The sequence below is a fragment of the Kitasatospora sp. NPDC034533 genome (genome assembly GCF_055575155.1).
Map to the genome: position 1 here is coordinate 1 of NZ_JBVITE010000007.1, position 16,512 is coordinate 16,512.

At 71.9% G+C, this 16,512-nt stretch carries 9 protein-coding genes; 4 read left to right on the forward strand and 5 right to left on the reverse strand.

Going from position 1 to position 16,512, the window contains the following annotated elements:
- Positions 1–106: 106 nt before the first annotated feature.
- Positions 107–1,537 (reverse strand): pyruvate kinase, encoded by a 1,431-nt coding sequence (gene pyk / locus ACZ55U_RS07300; protein WP_465523361.1) that lies wholly within the window; start codon positions 1,535–1,537, stop codon positions 107–109.
- A gap of 337 nt (positions 1,538–1,874) precedes the next feature.
- Here pyk and ACZ55U_RS07305 point away from each other — a divergent pair, with 337 nt between their 5' ends.
- The 4 genes from ACZ55U_RS07305 to ACZ55U_RS07320 all read left to right on the forward strand — a co-directional run bounded on the left by ACZ55U_RS07305 (position 1,875) and on the right by ACZ55U_RS07320 (position 7,337).
- Complete coding sequence (locus ACZ55U_RS07305; RefSeq protein WP_465523363.1) at positions 1,875–2,960, forward strand: hypothetical protein; 1,086 nt, start codon at positions 1,875–1,877, stop codon at positions 2,958–2,960.
- A complete protein-coding gene (locus tag ACZ55U_RS07310) occupies positions 2,957–4,606 on the forward strand; it encodes a VWA domain-containing protein (protein ID WP_465523365.1) in 1,650 nt (549 codons plus the stop codon). Before ACZ55U_RS07305 ends, ACZ55U_RS07310 begins: the two co-directional genes overlap by 4 nt.
- Positions 4,593–5,270: a hypothetical protein gene (locus tag ACZ55U_RS07315; protein WP_465523367.1), complete on the forward strand. Its 678-nt coding sequence runs from the start codon at positions 4,593–4,595 to the stop codon at positions 5,268–5,270. The genes ACZ55U_RS07310 and ACZ55U_RS07315 overlap by 14 nt, the downstream gene beginning before the upstream one ends.
- 231 nt (positions 5,271–5,501) lie before the next feature.
- Positions 5,502–7,337 carry a bifunctional metallophosphatase/5'-nucleotidase gene (locus ACZ55U_RS07320; RefSeq protein ID WP_465523369.1) on the forward strand — a complete coding sequence of 612 codons (1,836 nt, stop codon included), beginning with the start codon at positions 5,502–5,504 and terminating at the stop codon, positions 7,335–7,337.
- Positions 7,338–7,421: 84 nt separating this feature from the next.
- Here the strand turns inward: ACZ55U_RS07320 and ACZ55U_RS07325 are convergent, their stop codons facing one another.
- The 4 genes from ACZ55U_RS07325 to gltB form a co-directional block, all read right to left on the reverse strand.
- Complete coding sequence (locus ACZ55U_RS07325; RefSeq protein ID WP_465523371.1) at positions 7,422–8,879, reverse strand: aldehyde dehydrogenase family protein; 1,458 nt, start codon at positions 8,877–8,879, stop codon at positions 7,422–7,424.
- A 49-nt stretch (positions 8,880–8,928) separates the two neighbouring features.
- Complete coding sequence (locus ACZ55U_RS07330; protein WP_465523373.1) at positions 8,929–9,795, reverse strand: helix-turn-helix domain-containing protein; 867 nt, start codon at positions 9,793–9,795, stop codon at positions 8,929–8,931.
- Between the two features lie 359 nt (positions 9,796–10,154).
- Positions 10,155–11,615, reverse strand: coding sequence for a glutamate synthase subunit beta (locus ACZ55U_RS07335; RefSeq protein WP_465523375.1), 1,461 nt, complete (start codon positions 11,613–11,615; stop codon positions 10,155–10,157).
- Positions 11,608–16,209 (reverse strand): glutamate synthase large subunit, encoded by a 4,602-nt coding sequence (gene gltB, locus ACZ55U_RS07340; protein ID WP_465523377.1) that lies wholly within the window; start codon positions 16,207–16,209, stop codon positions 11,608–11,610. Before gltB ends, ACZ55U_RS07335 begins: the two co-directional genes overlap by 8 nt.
- Positions 16,210–16,512 lie beyond the last annotated feature (303 nt).

A 16,512-nucleotide genomic window follows, 5' to 3' on the forward strand; every position in this document is an offset into this window, starting at 1 on the left:
TCCCCCCCCCCCCCCCCCACCCCCCCCCCCCCCCCCCCCCCCCCCCCCCCCCCCCCCCCCCCCCCCCCCCCCCCCCCCCCCCCCCCCCCCCCCCGCCGAGGGGCGCTCAGACGTCCAACGTGCCCACGTGGTGGACGCGGACGAGGTTGGTGGAGCCCGCCAGGCCGGGGGGCGAGCCGGCCGTGATGACGACGATGTCGCCCTTCTGGCAACGGCCGAGCGACAGCAGCGCCGCGTCGACCTGTTCGACCATCTGGTCCGTGGTCGGGGCGAACGGGCCGAGGAAGGTCTCCACCCCCCAGGTGAGGGCGAGTTGGCTGCGCACCGCCGGCTCGTAGGTGAAGGCGAGCACCGGGATCGGCGAGCGGTAGCGGGTGAGCCGGCGGGCGGTGTCGCCGGACTGGGTGAAGGCGACGAGGTACTTGGCGTTGAGGAAGTCGCCGATCTCGGCGGCCGCGCGGGCGACGGCTCCGCCCTGGGTGCGGGGCTTGCCGCCGACGGTCAGCGGCGACAGGCCCCCCGCCAGGATGTCGGTCTCGGCGGCCTCGACGATCCGGGCCATGGTCTTGACCGTCTCCACCGGGTACTTGCCGACCGAGGTCTCCCCGGAGAGCATCACCGCGTCCGTGCCGTCCAGGACGGCGTTGGCGACGTCCGAGGCCTCCGCCCGGGTCGGCCGGGAGGCGTTGATCATCGAGTCGAGCATCTGGGTGGCGACGATGACCGGCTTGGCGTTGCGGCGGGCCAGCTTGATGGCGCGCTTCTGGACCAGCGGGACCTGTTCGAGGGGCATCTCCACGCCCAGGTCGCCGCGGGCCACCATGATCCCGTCGAAGGCGTCGACGACGGACTCCAGGTTCTCCACCGCCTGCGGCTTCTCGATCTTGGCGATGACCGGGACGTGGCGCCCCTCCTCCGCCATGATCCGGTGGACGTCCTCGATGTCCCGCCCGCTGCGGACGAAGGAGAGCGCGATCAGGTCGGCCCCGGTCCGCAGCGCCCACCGCAGGTCGGCGACGTCCTTGTCGCTGAGCGCGGGGACGGAGACGGCGACGCCGGGGAGGTTGAGGCCCTTGTGGTCGGAGACCAGGCCGCCTTCGATGACCAGGCAGCGCACGTGCGGCCCGTCGACGGCGACGACCTCCAGGGTGACCCGGCCGTCGTCGACCAGGATGCGTTCGCCGCGGCCGACGTCGCCGGCGAGTCCGGAGTAGGTGGTTCCGCAGATGTCCTTGTCCCCCACGACGCCCTTGTCGGTGGAGATGGTGAACTCGTCGCCGCGTTCGAGAAGTACCGGCCCGTGGGCGAAGGTGTCGAGGCGGATCTTCGGGCCTTGAAGGTCGGCGAGGATGCCGACACTGCGGCCGGTCTCGTCGGCGGCCTTGCGGACGCGGCGGTAGCGTTCCTCGTGCTCGGCGTGCGAGCCGTGGCTGAGGTTGAATCGGGCGATGTCCATCCCGGCGTCGACCAGGGACTTGATCTGGTCGTACGAGTCGGTGGCGGGCCCGAGGGTACAGACGATTTTTGCTCGGCGCATAGTGCTGAGACTAGGCATTACCGGCGCGTAACCACGACGCGGGTCCGGACTGCGGGATGACCTTTGCGGTAAGGCGAGTTGAACAATCTGACACACACTCGGACCGGCGCGCGAACGCCCCGGTCCGCGCCCCTCCCGCACGCCGTCCGCGCCCCCTCCCGTCCGTCACCCGCGCCCGTCCGTCAATACGATTCCGTGAAGGGCTGTTCACCCCCGGTTCACCGCCGCTTCCGCCGCCGCTCCCCGCCCGGCGGGACGCTCGTCACCCCCGGGCGCTGCCCGGGCGGCCCCGGGTGACCACCCGGACGAAGTAGCGGACGAGGGGGAGGCGTTCGGCATGAAACGCGCTCTGGGGGTGGTGGCGGCCCTGGCCCTGCTGGGCGGGGTGGCCTACGCGCTGATCCCCGAACCGGAGGCCGCCAAGACGGTCACCGTCACCGGCCTGATCGGCTCGGAGAAACGCGCCTTCTTCGAAGACCAGGACGTCAGGGCCGAGTTGGCGAAGCAGGGGCTGGACGTCCGGGCGGACTCGACGGGCTCCTGGCGGATGAGCGACCAGGCGGAGAAGACCCCGGGCCTGGACTTCGCCTTCCCCGCGAGCGCGGCGCCGGCCCGGGAGATCCAGCGGATCTGGAAGTTGCAGGACTCCCCCCTGGTGCCGTTCTACTCGCCGCTGGTGATCGTGGCCCACGAGCCGGTGGCCCAGGTGCTGAAGAGGAACAAGCTGGCCGACGTGGACCCCGGCACCGGCGTCTGGACGTTCCGGATGGACGAGTACGTCAACGCCCTGAAGGGCAACCGCAGATGGGAGGACCTGGACGGGGCCCGCGAGCACCCCGAGCTGTCCGGCCAGCTCTTCGTGACCACCACCGACCCGGAGAGCTCGTCCTCCGGCGCGATGTACCTCGCGCTGCTCTCCTACGTCGCCAACAACCACCAGGTGGTGTCGGACGACACCGGCGTCGCCGCCGTCAGGGACGTCCTGCACACCGCCAACTCGCTCCAGGGCATCCAGAAGAGCAGCAGCGACGAGCCGTTCCGGGACTTCGGTGCGGGGATCGGCAGCCCGCTGATCTTCGCGTACGAGTCGCAGGCCGCCGCCCTGCCGCTCCAGGGCAAGCCCACCGGGGACATGGTGGTGCTGTACCCGGACACCACGGTCTACTCGGACCACACCGTGGTGGCCCACACCGACAACGGCCGCAAGCTCGCCGACGTCCTCCAGAACGACGCGACGCTGCGCTCCCTGGAGGCCAAGTACGGCCTGCGCCCGCAGGCCGAGCCGGAGGCCTTCGCGAAGCTGATGCGGGACCGCCGGCCGACCTTCGCACCCGACCTGACCGCGGCCAGGATCAAGCAGGCGACCCTGCCGTCGCTGGACAACCTGACCAAGCTGACCGCCGCGGCGAAGGGGACCAAGTGACCAGCCCGACGAAGCGCCGCGGCCTGCTCGCCGCCGCGCTGGCCGCCGCCCTCGCCGCGGCGACCGCCTGCACCTCCGACCCCAAGCCCGCCCCGGACCCGAGCGGCCCGCCCGCCGAGACCGCCCGCCCCGGAGTGCTGCGCGTCCTGGCCGGCAGTGAACTCCAGGACCTGGCACCGGTCCTGGAGGACGCCCGGAAGGCCACCGGGGTGACGGTGCAGTTCTCCTGGACGGGCACCCTGGACGGCGCGGACACCGTCTCCTCGGGCCGGGCCGACGGCAAGTACGACGCCGTGTGGTTCCCGTCCGACCAGTACCTGCGGCTCGATCCGGCCGGCCGGTCCAAGGTGATCTCCGAGACCCCGGTGATGGTCTCGCCGGTGGCGATCGGGGTGCGCTCCTCGGTGCTCGGCGAACTCGGCTGGGGCGACGGCTCCAAGGTCACCTGGGCGCAGGTCGGCGAGGCGGCCGCGGCCGGCCGGCTGCCGTACGGGATGGCCGACCCGTCCCGGTCCAACTCGGGCTTCTCCACCCTGGTCGCGGTGGCGTCGGCCTTCTCCGGCGCGGGCGCGGCGCTGACCGACGCGGACGTGCAGAAGGCGGGCCCGCAGCTGAAGGAGTTCTTCAAGGGCCAGAAGCTGACCTCCGGCTCCTCGGGCTGGCTGGCGCAGGCGTACACCCGGGCCGAGTCGGGCACGGTGAGCGCGCTGGTGAACTACGAGTCGGTGCTGCTGTCGCTGAACCGGACGCTGCCGCCGCAGCAGCAGTTGACGGTGGTACGGCCGGTGGACGGCGTGGTGTCGGCGGACTACCCGCTCTCGCTGATGTCCTCCGCCGCGCCGGACCAGCGCGACGCCTTCCAGCGGCTGACCGCCTACCTGCTCAAGGAGGACGTGCAGAAGCGCATCTCCGAGACGACGCTGCGCCGCCCGGTGACGGCGGGCGCGTCCCCCGCCGCCGGGCTGCCCTCGGAGCGCCGCCGGGAGCTGCCGTTCCCGGGCACCCGGGAGGTCGCGGACGGTCTGCTGGCCGCGTACCAGAACGAGCTGCGCCGCCCGTCCCGGACGGTGTACGTGCTGGACACCTCGGGCTCGATGGAGGGCTCGCGGATCGCCGCGCTGAAGAGCGCGCTGGGCCGGCTGACCGGCGCGGACGACACCCGCGGGGTGCGCCGCTTCCGGGACCGCGAGGAGATCACGCTGCTCTCCTTCGCCTCCGCGGTGAAGTGGACCAGGACCCACGTGGTGCCGGCCTCCGGCGGCAAGCCGGGCCCGGAGGCGGAGCTGGCCTCGATCGACGCGGACGTGCAGTCGCTGGCCGCCTCGGGCGGGACGGCGCTGTACTCCTCTCTGGAGGAGGCGTACAAGGTGATCGAGCGCCAGCAGGCGGCGGCCGGTGACGACCGGTTCACCTCGATCGTGCTGATGACCGACGGGGAGAGCAACGCCGGGGCGACGGACGCCGAGTTCAAGCGGTTCCACGACGGGCTGCCGCCCGGGGAGAAGGCGATCCCGGTGTTCCCGATCAAGTTCGGGGAGGCGGCGGTGAGCCAGCTCCAGGGGATCGCGGACCTCAGCGGCGGCAAGCTGTTCGACGGGACGGGGTCGCTGGACGGGGTGTTCGAGGAGATCCGTGGCTACCAGTGACAGGGGCGGTGGCGGAGCCGGTGGCGGCGGCCGTGGCACTGGCGGCGACGGCCTCGGCGCCCGGACGCTGCGCTACCTGGAGTCGACCCGCAACCTGGTCGGCTGCGCGGGCGGCGCGGTCGGTCTGGGGCTGCACTTCGCCGGGCTGGGCGGGGCCTGGTGGCCGGGGGTCGTGGCCGGACTGTACGGGGTGGGCGCGCTGCTGACGCCCGCCCCGGCGGCCCGCCGGGAGGCGGCTCCGGCGCCGGCGCCGGGGAGCGCGGCCTCCGGGCACCCCGAGGAGGGCGTCGCGGCCCTCCTCGCGGAGGTCTCCGCGGAGCTCTCCGCCGCGCCCCCGGCCCAGCCGCCCGTCCAACCACCCGTCCAGCCGTCCGTCCAGCCCCCGGCACGGCCCCCCGCGCCCGACCCGGAGCTGGAGGAGCTGGCCGCCTACCTGGGCGGCGTGCCGCTGCCGCCCTCGGCCGGCGTGGACGGCCTGCTGGCGGCGCTGCGCACGGCCGGGCCGGGCCCGGTGGCGGAGCGGATCGTCCGGCACCGGCTGCCGGTCGCGGTGGCCGGCTACCTCCGGGCGCGGACCTGGCAGCCCTGGGCGGGCCCGGACGCCCCGGACCCGGCGGTCGAGCTGGGCCGGGAGATCGACCGGCTGGTGGGCGAACTGTCCTGATCCGTCCTCCGGGGGGCCGGCCCCGTCACCCCACACCTCCCCCGTTCCCGTCACGAACGAGTCGCCAAGATCTCACCTCCCGGACAGGTTCGGGGACTATCCAGCACCCCGGCCCGCACGGCACACTGCTACGCGCGTCCCTCTACGCGCGTCGATGCGGGGACGCGTACTTCTTGCTCACGCACACCAGCTGACGGCCCATCCGCCGTCGCCCACTCGGGAGAGTCGTCCATGCCCCTGAACCGCCGTGACTTCGTCACCCGGTCCGCCGCCACCGCCGCCGGCGCCGCCCTGGCCGGTGGCGCCACCCTGGCCGCCGCCCCCTCCGCCGCGGCGGCCCAGCCGGACACGGCGGCCGCCAAGGGCCCGCAGCGCAAGCCGCGCAAGCAGGCCTTCACCGTCATGGGCACCACCGACCTCCACGGCCGGGTGCTCAACTGGGACTACTTCACCGACGCCGAGTACACCGACAAGGCCCACAACGCGGTCGGCCTCGCCAAGATCTCCACCCTGGCCAACCAGGTGCGCGAGGAGAAGGGCTGGGACCGCTGCCTGCTGATCGACTCCGGTGACACCATCCAGGGCACCCAGCTGTCCTACTACTACGCCCGGATCGACTCGATCCTCAGCGACGCCGACACCGTGCCGGACCACCCGATGGCCGTCGCCATGAACCTCATGGAGTACGACGCCGCCGCGCTCGGCAACCACGAGTTCAACTACGGCATCCCGCTCCTGAGGGCCTACGAGGAGCAGCTGGAGTTCCCGCTGCTGGGCGCCAACGCGCTGTACGCGAAGAACGAGAAGCCGGCCTTCAAGCCCTTCGTGATCAAGGAGCTGCACCTGGGCGAGGGCCGGCCGCTGCGGGTCGGCATCCTCGGCCTGACCAACCCGGGCATCGCTATCTGGGACAAGGCCAACGTCAGCGGCAAGATGGTCTTCCCGGGCATCGTCGAGACCGCCGCCACCTGGGTGCCGAAGGTCAAGGCGGCGGGCGCGGACGTCGTCGTGGTCTCGGCGCACACCGGCTGCGACGAGGCGACGACCTGGGGCGACCAGCTGCCGTGGGCCGAGAACGCCGCGGTCGAGCTGGCGGCGACCGTCCCCGGCATCGACGCGGTGCTGGTGGGCCACGCCCACAAGGAGATCCCGCAGCGCCTGGTCGTCAACAAGAAGACCGGCAAGACGGTCGTGCTCTCCGAGCCGCTCTGCTACGGCCAGCGCCTGACCTGCTTCGACTTCGAGGCCGAGTTCGCGGCCGGTGCCTGGACGGTCACCTCGCTCTCCTCGCGGCTGCTGAACTCCAACACGGTGCCGGAGAACCCGGAGATCACCAAGGCGGTCGCCAAGCAGCACAAGAAGGTCGTGGCGTACGTCAACCAGGTCATCGGGTCCGGCAAGATCGCGCTGTCGATCGCCGAGGCCCCGTTCCGGGCCACCCCGATCATCGACCTGATCGGCAAGGTCCAGGCGGACCAGGTCAAGGCCGCGCTGGCGGGCGGGCCGTACGCCAACCTCCCGGTGCTGGCCCAGGCCGCCCCGTTCAACCGCACCGCGCTGATCCCGGCCGGCCAGGTCAAGCTGCGCGACGCCGCGGGCCTGTACATCTACGAGAACACCCTGGAGGCCCGCGTCCTGACGGGCGCCCAGCTCAAGGACTACCTGGAGTACTCGGCGAAGTACTACAACCAGCTCGCCCCGGACGCGGCGGTCGACAAGGACAAGCTGACCAACGCCGAGGCCACCCCGGACTACAACTACGACTCGGTCTACGGCCTGAGCTACGACATCGACATCGCCCAGCCGAAGGGCCAGCGGATCGTCAACCTGTCCTTCCAGGGCAAGCCGATCGACCCGGCCGCCGAGTTCGTCCTCGCCGTCAACAACTACCGCGCCAACGGCGGCGGCAACTTCCCGCACGTCGCCAAGGCGAAGGTGGTCTGGTCGGACTCCGACGAGATCCGCAACACCATGATCGCCTGGGTGAAGGCCAAGGGCACCATCGACCCCGCCGACTTCTTCACCGACTCCTGGCGCCTCGTCCGGGCCGGCCAGCCGGTCTTCTGACCGGCGGCCTGGTCCGCTTCCCCTCCTGACGGCCCGGGCCCCGGCGGATTCGCCGGGGCCCGGGCCGTTCCGGGGTTCCGCGGGTCAGAAGGGGAAGACGGCGCGCTCGTGCTGGACGGAGATCCACTTCACGGTGGTGAAGGCCTCCACCGTGGCCTCGCCGTTGAGGCGGCCGACGCCGGAGTTCTTCTCGCCGCCGAAGGGGACGCCAGGCTCGTCGGCGATGGTGCCGCCGTTGACGTGGATCATGCCAGTCTCGATCCGCTGGGCGAGCTTCACGCCGCGGTCGACGTCGGCGGTGTGCACCGCGCCGCTGAGCCCGAACGGGGTGTCGTTGGCTATCCGTACGGCCTCGTCCTCGCCGTCGAAGGGCACCAGCAGCACCACCGGGCCGAAGAGTTCGTTGCGCAGGATCGGCGCGTCCTGCGGCAGTCCGCTGAGCACCACCGGGCCCATCAGGCTGCCGACCTTGGGGCCGCGCAGCAGCGCGGTGGCGCCGGCCGCGACGGCCTGGTCGACCTGGGCGTTGAGGGAGTCGGCCTGGACGGGGTTGATCAGCGGGCCGATGTGGGTGGCCGGGTCCCTGGGGTCGCCGACGGTGAGCGAGGCCACCTTGGCGACGAACTTCTCGGTGAACTCGGCCTCGACGGCCCGGTCCACCAGCACCCGGTTGGCCGCCATGCAGACCTGCCCCTGGTGGACGAAGCGGCTGAACACCGCGGCGTCCACGGCGTGGTCGACGTCGGCGTCGTCCAGCACGATCAGCGCGCTGTTGCCGCCGAGTTCCAGGACGGTCCGCTTGAAGTGCCCGGCGGCGACGGTGGCGACGTGCCGGCCGACCCGGTCGGAGCCGGTGAAGGAGATCACCTTGGGCACCGGGTGCTCGATGAAGCTGTCGCCGATCTCGGCGATGTCGGTGATCACCACGTTCAGCAGGCCGGGCGGCAGGCCCGCGTCCTCGAAGATCTTGGCGATCAGTCCGCCGCCGACCACCGGGGTCTCCTGGTGCGGCTTGAGGACGACGCCGTTGCCGAGCGCGAGGGCCGGGGCGACGGCCTTGAGGGCCAGGAACAGCGGGAAGTTGAAGGGGCTGATCACACCGACGACGCCGACCGGCAGCCGGTAGAGCCGGTTCTCCCGGCCCTGGGCGGGCGAGGTCAGCAGCCGGCCCTCGGGGGCCACCGACTGGTGCAGGCAGTCCCGCAGCACGTCCTTGACCAGGGAGAGTTCGAAGCCCGCCTTCAGCGCGGTGCCGCCGAGTTCGGCCATGATCGCCTGGACGATCTCCGGCTCGCGCTCCTCCACCAGCCGCAGCGCGCGCTCGAAGACCACCCGCCGCCGGTACGGGTTGGTGGCCGCCCACTCCTTCTGGGCGCGCTCGGCGGCGCGGTAGGCCTGGTCGACCTCGGCGGTGGTGGCGACGGTGATCGCGGCGAGCTTGTCCCCGGTGTAGGGGTCGACGTCGACGATGTCCCAGGAGCCGCTGCCACTGCGCCACTCGCCGTCGATGTACTGCAGCGCCAACTCGGAGAAGTACGACATCTGATCCCTCTCATGCACCGACCTGATGGGATCTCATCGTACTGACGTATTAAAGCTCCTGGCGTACCTCGTGCAACAGATCCCGGGTCTTCTCCGGGCTGAGGCTGTCGGCGACCAGATCGTCCATCGCCTGCCGGTACTCGGCCACCTCCGCGGGCTTGTCGAGGTAGAGCGCGGTGGTGAACTGCTCCAGGTACACCACGTCCGCCAACTCGGCCTCGGCGAAGCCCAGGACGGTGAAGGCGCCGCTCTCCGCGCTCAGCCCGGCGTTGCCCAGCGGCAGCACCTGGAGCCGGACGTTGGGCAGCTCGCCGAGCTCCAGCAGCCGGTCCAGCTGGCCGCGCATCTGCTCGGGCCCGCCCCAGGGGCGGCGCAGCGCGGCCTCGTCCAGCACGGCGACCAGCTGCGGCGCGCGCTCGCCGGTCAGCACCGCCTGCCGCTTGAGCCGGACGTCGACCCGGCGGTCGATCTCCTCCGGGCCGGCGGCGTGGCAGCCGGCGGTGACCACGGCGCGGGCGTAGTCGGCGGTCTGGAGCAGCCCGTGGACGAACTGGACCTCGTAGCTGCGGATCTCGGCCGCGGCCTCCTCCAGCCCCAGGTAGTTCTGGAACCAGCCGGGCAGGACGTCGCCGTACTCGTGCCACCAGGAGCTGGTGTTGGCGTCGCGCAGCAGTCCGAGGACGCCGGCGCGCTCGTGTTCGGCCTCGACCCCGTAGAGGGTGAGCAGGTCGGCCACGTCGCGCTCCTTGAAGCCGACCCGGCCGAGCTCCATCCGGCTGATCTTGGACTCGGAGGCCCGGATCGAGTACCCGGCCTCCTCCCGGCTGACGCCTCTGGCCTCGCGGAGCTTGCGCAACTGGGTGCCGAGCTGCAGGCGCCGTACGGTGGCGCCCCCGCCTGCCTGAGTCGTGCCCATCGACGTCATCCTCCGCGCTAGACCAGCCCCCCGGCCGTCGGCGGCAGTCTGCCACCTGGCACCGACGAACAACAGCCCATCGATCGGGAACCGCTCGGGGAGGCGGGCAACTCCGCTTGTTTGTCCGAGAGTTGACGCCGGTCCGGAAGCGGCTTCTCCGGTCCCGGGCACCACGGGACGCAACGGAGCGCCACGGAACGCCTGGCAGGACGCGACGGCGCCCGCCCTCCAACTGGTCGGGGAAGAGGGCAGGCGCCAGGAGACCGCGTTGGCCCGGCGACACTGGCGGGAGCAGCGGGTTGAGCTCCCGGCGATGCGGCGCCGGGCGTTCGGTGGGGGCCGGTCGGACCGTCCGTCCGTCAGACCACCAGGGGGCGGTCCGTGGGCCGGATCGGGGCGGGAAGCGGGGTCTTGCCGCCCAGGTACCTGTCCACCGCGGCGGCGGCCGAACGGCCCTCCGCGATGGCCCAGACGATCAGCGACTGGCCTCGGCCGGCGTCTCCGCAGACGTACACGCCATCGACATTGGTGGCGAACCGGCCGTCGCGGGCAATGTTACCGCGCGCGTCGAGGTCCACTCCCAGCTGCTCGACCAGCCCGTTCCGGACGTCGGTCCCGGTGAAGCCCATGGCCAGGGTGACCAGCTGGGCCGGGATGGCCCGCTCGGTGCCCGGCACGGGTTCGAACCGGCCGTCCTTGAACTCCACCTCGACCAGGTGCAGTTCCCGGACGTTGCCGTCCTCGTCGCCGCTGAAGTGGGTGGTGCTGACGGAGTAGATCCGCTCGCCGCCCTCCTCGTGCGCGGAGGTGACCTTGTACGTCATGGGCATGGTCGGCCACGGCTGGTGGCCGGGCCGCTCCTCGCCGGGCCGCGGCATGATCTCCAGCTGGGTGACGGACGCCGCGCCCTGGCGGTGGGCGGTGCCGACGCAGTCCGCGCCGGTGTCGCCGCCGCCGATCACGACCACGTGCTTGCCCTTGGCGCTGATCGGCGACTCCACGAAGTCGCCCTCCTGCACCTTGTTGGCCAGCGGCAGGTACTCCATGGCCTGGTGGATGCCCTTGAGCTCGCGCCCGGGCACCGGCAGGTCGCGGGCGGTGGTGGCGCCGGCGGCGACCACCACGGCGTCGAAGCGCTCGCGCAGTTGCTGCCCGGTGATGTCCTCGCCGACGTGGACGCCGGTGCGGAACCGGGTGCCCTCCGCCCGCATCTGCTCGATGCGGCGGTTGATGTGGCGCTTCTCCATCTTGAACTCGGGGATGCCGTAGCGCAGCAGTCCGCCGATCCGGTCGGCCCGCTCGTAGACCACCACGGTGTGCCCGGCCCGGGTGAGCTGCTGGGCGGCGGCGAGGCCGGCCGGGCCGGAGCCGATCACGGCGACGGTCTTGCCGGACAGCCGCTCGGGCACCTGGGGGGTGACCCCGCCTCGGTCCCAGGCCTTGTCGATGATGGTGACCTCGACGTTCTTGATGGTCACCGCGTCCTGGTTGATGCCGAGGACGCACGCGGACTCGCACGGAGCCGGGCACAGGCGGCCGGTGAACTCCGGGAAGTTGTTGGTGGCGTGCAGCCGCTCGATCGCGCCGGTGAAGTCGTCCCGGTAGGCGAGGTCGTTCCACTCGGGGATGAGGTTCCCGAGCGGGCAGCCGTTGTGGCAGAACGGGATGCCGCAGTCCATGCAGCGGCCGGCCTGCTTGGTGATGATCGGCAGCAGGCTGCGCTCGACGTAGACCTCGTTCCAGTCCCGGATGCGGACGTCCACGGGACGCCGCTCGGCCAGCTGCTTGGGCGTGGTCAGGAAGCCCTTGGGGTCAGCCATTAGCCGCCTCCATCATCTTCGCGGTGGTCTCGGCCTCGGAGAGGCCATCGCGCTCAGCGGCGTCCTTGGCGGCGAGCACTGCCTTGTAGTCGGTCGGCATGATCTTGGAGAAGCGGGAGACGCCGCTGCCCCAGTCCGCCAGGAGTTCGGCGGCGACGGTGGAGCCGGTCTCCTCGTAGTGCTGCTGCACGGCCTCGCGCAGCCAGTCGCGGTCGGCGGCGGTGGGGGCCTCGATGCCCACCATGCCGTCGTTGACGTTGGCGGGGCGCAGGTCGAGGACGTACGCGATGCCGCCGGACATGCCGGCCGCGAGGTTGCGCCCGGTCTCGCCGAGGACGACGACCCGGCCGCCGGTCATGTACTCCAGGCCGTGGTCGCCCACGCCCTCGACGACGAGGGTGGCGCCGGAGTTGCGGACGGCGAAGCGCTCGCCGGCCTTGCCGCGCAGGTGGATGCGGCCCGAGGTGGCGCCGTAGCCGATGGTGTTGCCGGCGATGACGTGGTTCTGGGCGTCGTTGCCGATGGCCGCCGCCTCGCGGGCCGGGCGGACGACGATCACGCCGCCGGACAGGCCCTTGCCGACGTAGTCGTTCGCGTCGCCCTCCAGCCGCAGGGTCACGCCGCGCGGCAGGAAGGCGCCGAAGGACTGCCCGGCGGAGCCGGTGAAGGTGACGTCGATGGTCCCCTCCGGCAGGCCCTCGCCGCGGTACCGCTTGGTCACCTCGTGGCCGAGCATGGTGCCGACGGTGCGGTTGACGTTGCGGATCGGCAGCTGGATGCGGACGCTCTCGCCGCGCTCCAGCGCGTCCTCGGCGAGCTCGATCAGCCGGTTGTCCAGGGCCTTGTCGAGCGCGTGGTCCTGGGTGGTGGTGCGGTGGCGGGCCGCCCCCTCGGGCAGCGCCGGCACGTGGAAGAGCGGGGCGAGGTCGAGCCCGGCGGCCTTCCAGTGGTCGATCGCGGCCCGGGCGTCGATGTGCTCGGCGCGGCCGACGGCCTCCTCGATCGAGCGGAAGCCCAGCGAGGCCAGGATCTCGCGGACCTCCTCGGCGATGAACTCGAAGAAGTTGACCACGAACTCGGGCTTGCCGGTGAAGCGCTCGCGCAGCACCGGGTTCTGGGTGGCGACGCCGACCGGGCAGGTGTCCAGGTGGCAGACGCGCATCATGATGCAGCCGGAGACCACCAGCGGGGCGGTTGCGAAGCCGAACTCCTCGGCGCCGAGCAGCGCGGCGATCACCACGTCGCGGCCGGTCTTCAGCTGGCCGTCGGTCTGGACCACGATGCGCTCGCGCAGCCCGTTGAGCAGCAGCGTCTGCTGGGTCTCGGCGAGGCCGAGCTCCCAGGGTCCGCCGGCGTGCTTGAGCGAGGTCAGCGGGGAGGCGCCGGTGCCGCCGTCGTGGCCGGAGATCAGGACGACGTCCGCGTGCGCCTTGGAGACGCCCGCGGCGACCGTGCCGACGCCGACCTCGGAGACCAGCTTCACGTGGATGCGGGCCGCCGGGTTGGCGTTCTTGAGGTCGTGGATCAGCTGCGCCAGGTCCTCGATCGAGTAGATGTCGTGGTGCGGCGGCGGCGAGATGAGGCCGACGCCCGGGGTGGAGTGCCGGGTGCCGGCGACCCAGGGGTACACCTTGTGGCCGGGCAGCTGGCCGCCCTCGCCGGGCTTGGCGCCCTGGGCCATCTTGATCTGGATGTCGTCCGCGTTGACCAGGTACTCGGAGGTGACGCCGAACCGGCCGGAGGCGACCTGCTTGATGGCCGAGCGGCGCTCCGGGTCGTACAGGCGGTCCGGGTCCTCGCCGCCCTCGCCGGTGTTGGACTTGCCGCCGAGGCGGTTCATCGCGATCGCGAGGGTCTCGTGGGCCTCGCGCGAGATCGAGCCGTACGACATGGCGCCGGTGGAGAAGCGCTTGACGATCTCGGAGACCGGCTCGACCTCCTCGACCGGGATGGGCGCGCGGCCGCGCCCGTCCAGTTGGAACAGGCCGCGCAGCGTCATCAGGCGCTCGGACTGCTCGTTCACCCGGTCGGTGTACTGCTTGAAGATGTCGTACCGGCGGTTGCGGGTGGAGTGCTGGAGGCGGAAGACGGTGTCCGGGTCGAACAGGTGCGGCTCGCCCTCGCGGCGCCACTGGTACTCGCCGCCGATCTCCAGCGCGCGGTGCGCGGCCGGGATGCCGGAGGCCGGGTAGGCCTTGGCGTGCCGGGCGGCGGTCTCCCTGGCGATCTCGTCCAGGCCGATGCCGCCGAGCTTGGTGGTGGTGCCGGCGAAGTAGCCGTCGACCAGGTCCTGGGAGAGGCCGATGGCCTCGAAGACCTGGGCGCCGCGGTAGGAGGCGACGGTGGAGATGCCCATCTTGGACATGACCTTGAGCACGCCCTTGCCGAGCGCCTTGATCAGGTTCTTGATCGCCTTCTCGGCCTCGACGCCCTGGATGAAGACCCCCTGGGCGACCAGGTCCTCGACCGACTCCATGGCCAGGTACGGGTTGACCGCCCCGGCGCCGTAGCCGATCAGCAGCGCCACGTGGTGCACCTCGCGGACGTCGCCGGCCTCGACCAGCAGCGACACCTGGGTGCGCTGCTTGGTGCGGATCAGGTGGTGGTGGACGGCCGAGGTGAGCAGCAGCGAGGGGATCGGGGCGTGCTCGGCGTCGGAGTGCCGGTCGGAGAGCACGATGATCCGGGCGCCGTCGGCGATGGCGGCGTCGGCCTCGGCGGCGATCGCCGCGAGCCGGGAGGCCAGGGCCTCGCCGCCGCCGGCGACCTTGTAGAGGCCGGAGAGCGTGACGGCCTTGAGGCCGGGCTGGTCGCCGTCGGCGTTGATGTGGACGAGCTTGGCCAGCTCGTCGTTGTCGATCACCGGGAAGGTGATGCCGACCGAGCGGCAGGAGGCGGCCTCGGCGGCCAGCAGGTTGCCCTCGGGGCCGAGGTTGGACAGCAGCGAGGTGACGAGCTCCTCGCGGATGGCGTCCAGCGGCGGGTTGGTGACCTGGGCGAAGAGCTGCACGAAGTAGTCGAACAGCAGGCGCGGCTTCTCGCTCAGCGCGGCGATCGGCGAGTCGGTGCCCATCGAGCCGAGGGCCTCGGCGCCGGTGCGCGCCATCGGCGCGAGGATGACCCGCAGCTCCTCCTCGGTGTACCCGAAGGTCTGCTGACGGCGGGTGACGGAGGCGTGGGTGTGGGCGATGTGCTCGCGCTCGGGCAGCTTGGCGAGCTGGATCTGACCGCCGGCCACCCACTCCTCGTACGGGTGCTCGGCGGCGAGGGCGGACTTGATCTCCTCGTCCTCGACGATCCGGCCCTGGGCGGTGTCCACCAGGAACATCCGGCCGGGCTGGAGGCGGCCCTTCCTGGCGACCTTCTCCTGGTCGATGTCGAGCACGCCGACCTCGGAGGAGAGGACGACCAGGCCGTCCTCGGTGATCCAGTACCGGGCCGGGCGCAGGCCGTTGCGGTCGAGCACGGCGCCGATCTGGGTGCCGTCGGTGAAGGTGACGCAGGCCGGGCCGTCCCAGGGCTCCATCAGGTTGGAGTGGTACTGGTAGAAGGCGCGGCGGGCCGGGCTCATGGTGGCGTGGTTCTCCCACGCCTCCGGGATCATCATCAGCACCGAGTGCGGCAGCGAGCGGCCGCCGAGGTGGAGCAGTTCCAGGACCTCGTCGAAGGAGGCGGAGTCGGAGTGGTCCGGGGTGCAGATCGGGAAGATCCGGCTGAGGTCGCCCGGGATCAGGTCGGTGGCGAGCTGCGACTCCCGGGCGCGCATCCAGTTGCGGTTGCCCTTGACCGTGTTGATCTCGCCGTTGTGGGCGACGAAGCGGTACGGGTGGGCGAGCGGCCAGCTCGGGAAGGTGTTGGTGGAGAACCGCGAGTGCACCAGGCCGATGGCGGAGGCGTAGGTGCGGTCCGACAGGTCGGGGAAGAAGGGTTCGAGCTGGCCGGTGGTCAGCATGCCCTTGTAGACGATGGTGCGCGCGGACAGCGAGGGGAAGTACACCCCGGCCTCACGCTCGGCGCGCTTGCGGACCACGAAGGCGATCCGGTCCAGCTCGATCCCGGCCTTCTCCCCCTGGGACAGGAAGACCTGCCGGAAGCGCGGCATCACACCGCGCGCGGCGGCGCCGAGCAGGTCCGGGGTGACCGGGACGTCGCGCCAGCCGAGGACGGTCAGTCCCTCCTCGGCCGCGATGCCCTCGATCCGCGCGACGGCGGCGGCGTCCGCCGCGTCCTCGTCCGGCAGGAAGGCGATGCCGACGGCGTAGGACCCGGCCGCCGGGAGCTCGAAGGGGACCTTCCCGCGCAGGAAGGCGTCCGGGATCTGGGTGAGGATGCCGGCGCCGTCGCCGGAGTCCGGGTCGGCGCCGGTGGCGCCGCGGTGCTCCAGGTTGCGCAGGACGTTCAGCGCCTGCTCGACGATGGTGTGGTCGGCGATGCCGGTGAGCGTGGCGACGAAGCCGACGCCACAGGCGTCGTGCTCGTTCCGCGGGTCGTACAGGCCCTGCGCAGCAGGTCGGGCATCCGGCACGAGCGCGTACGGCCGGCGGGTGGCGCCGGCCTGGGGCTCGTTGGCGGAGTGCGTGGATGCGGACAGCATCGGCTCTCCCGTCGTCGTCTTTCGGCAAGTTGGTGCAAGTAGGGACGACGCTGGCCCTGATGCGGTGGTGCGTGGGTGCAAGTTACATGATGCCCATGACCCTGAGAAGCGGAATATCCGTCCGGATGGCGGGACGCCGCGCAGGTCAGAAGGTGTGGGGGAGGACGCGCCGCGGTGCGCGTCCCGACGATTGTGCCCAACCGTCCGCGGCCCGAAACAGGGGCGGAACCCGGCCGTTACGGAAGCCGGTCACGGCCGCCTGCGAATCCATTCCGGGAGCCCGCCCGCGGATGGGAATCCGCG

Coding starts and splice junctions, on each gene's coding strand:
- pyk (WP_465523361.1), bottom strand. CDS start 1,537: ATGCGCCGAGCAAAAATCGTCTGTACCCTCGGGCCCGCCACCGACTCG.
- ACZ55U_RS07305 (WP_465523363.1), top strand. CDS start 1,875: ATGAAACGCGCTCTGGGGGTGGTGGCGGCCCTGGCCCTGCTGGGCGGG.
- ACZ55U_RS07320 (WP_465523369.1), top strand. CDS start 5,502: ATGCCCCTGAACCGCCGTGACTTCGTCACCCGGTCCGCCGCCACCGCC.
- ACZ55U_RS07325 (WP_465523371.1), bottom strand. CDS start 8,879: ATGTCGTACTTCTCCGAGTTGGCGCTGCAGTACATCGACGGCGAGTGG.
- ACZ55U_RS07330 (WP_465523373.1), bottom strand. CDS start 9,795: ATGGGCACGACTCAGGCAGGCGGGGGCGCCACCGTACGGCGCCTGCAG.
- ACZ55U_RS07335 (WP_465523375.1), bottom strand. CDS start 11,615: ATGGCTGACCCCAAGGGCTTCCTGACCACGCCCAAGCAGCTGGCCGAG.
- gltB (WP_465523377.1), bottom strand. CDS start 16,209: ATGCTGTCCGCATCCACGCACTCCGCCAACGAGCCCCAGGCCGGCGCC.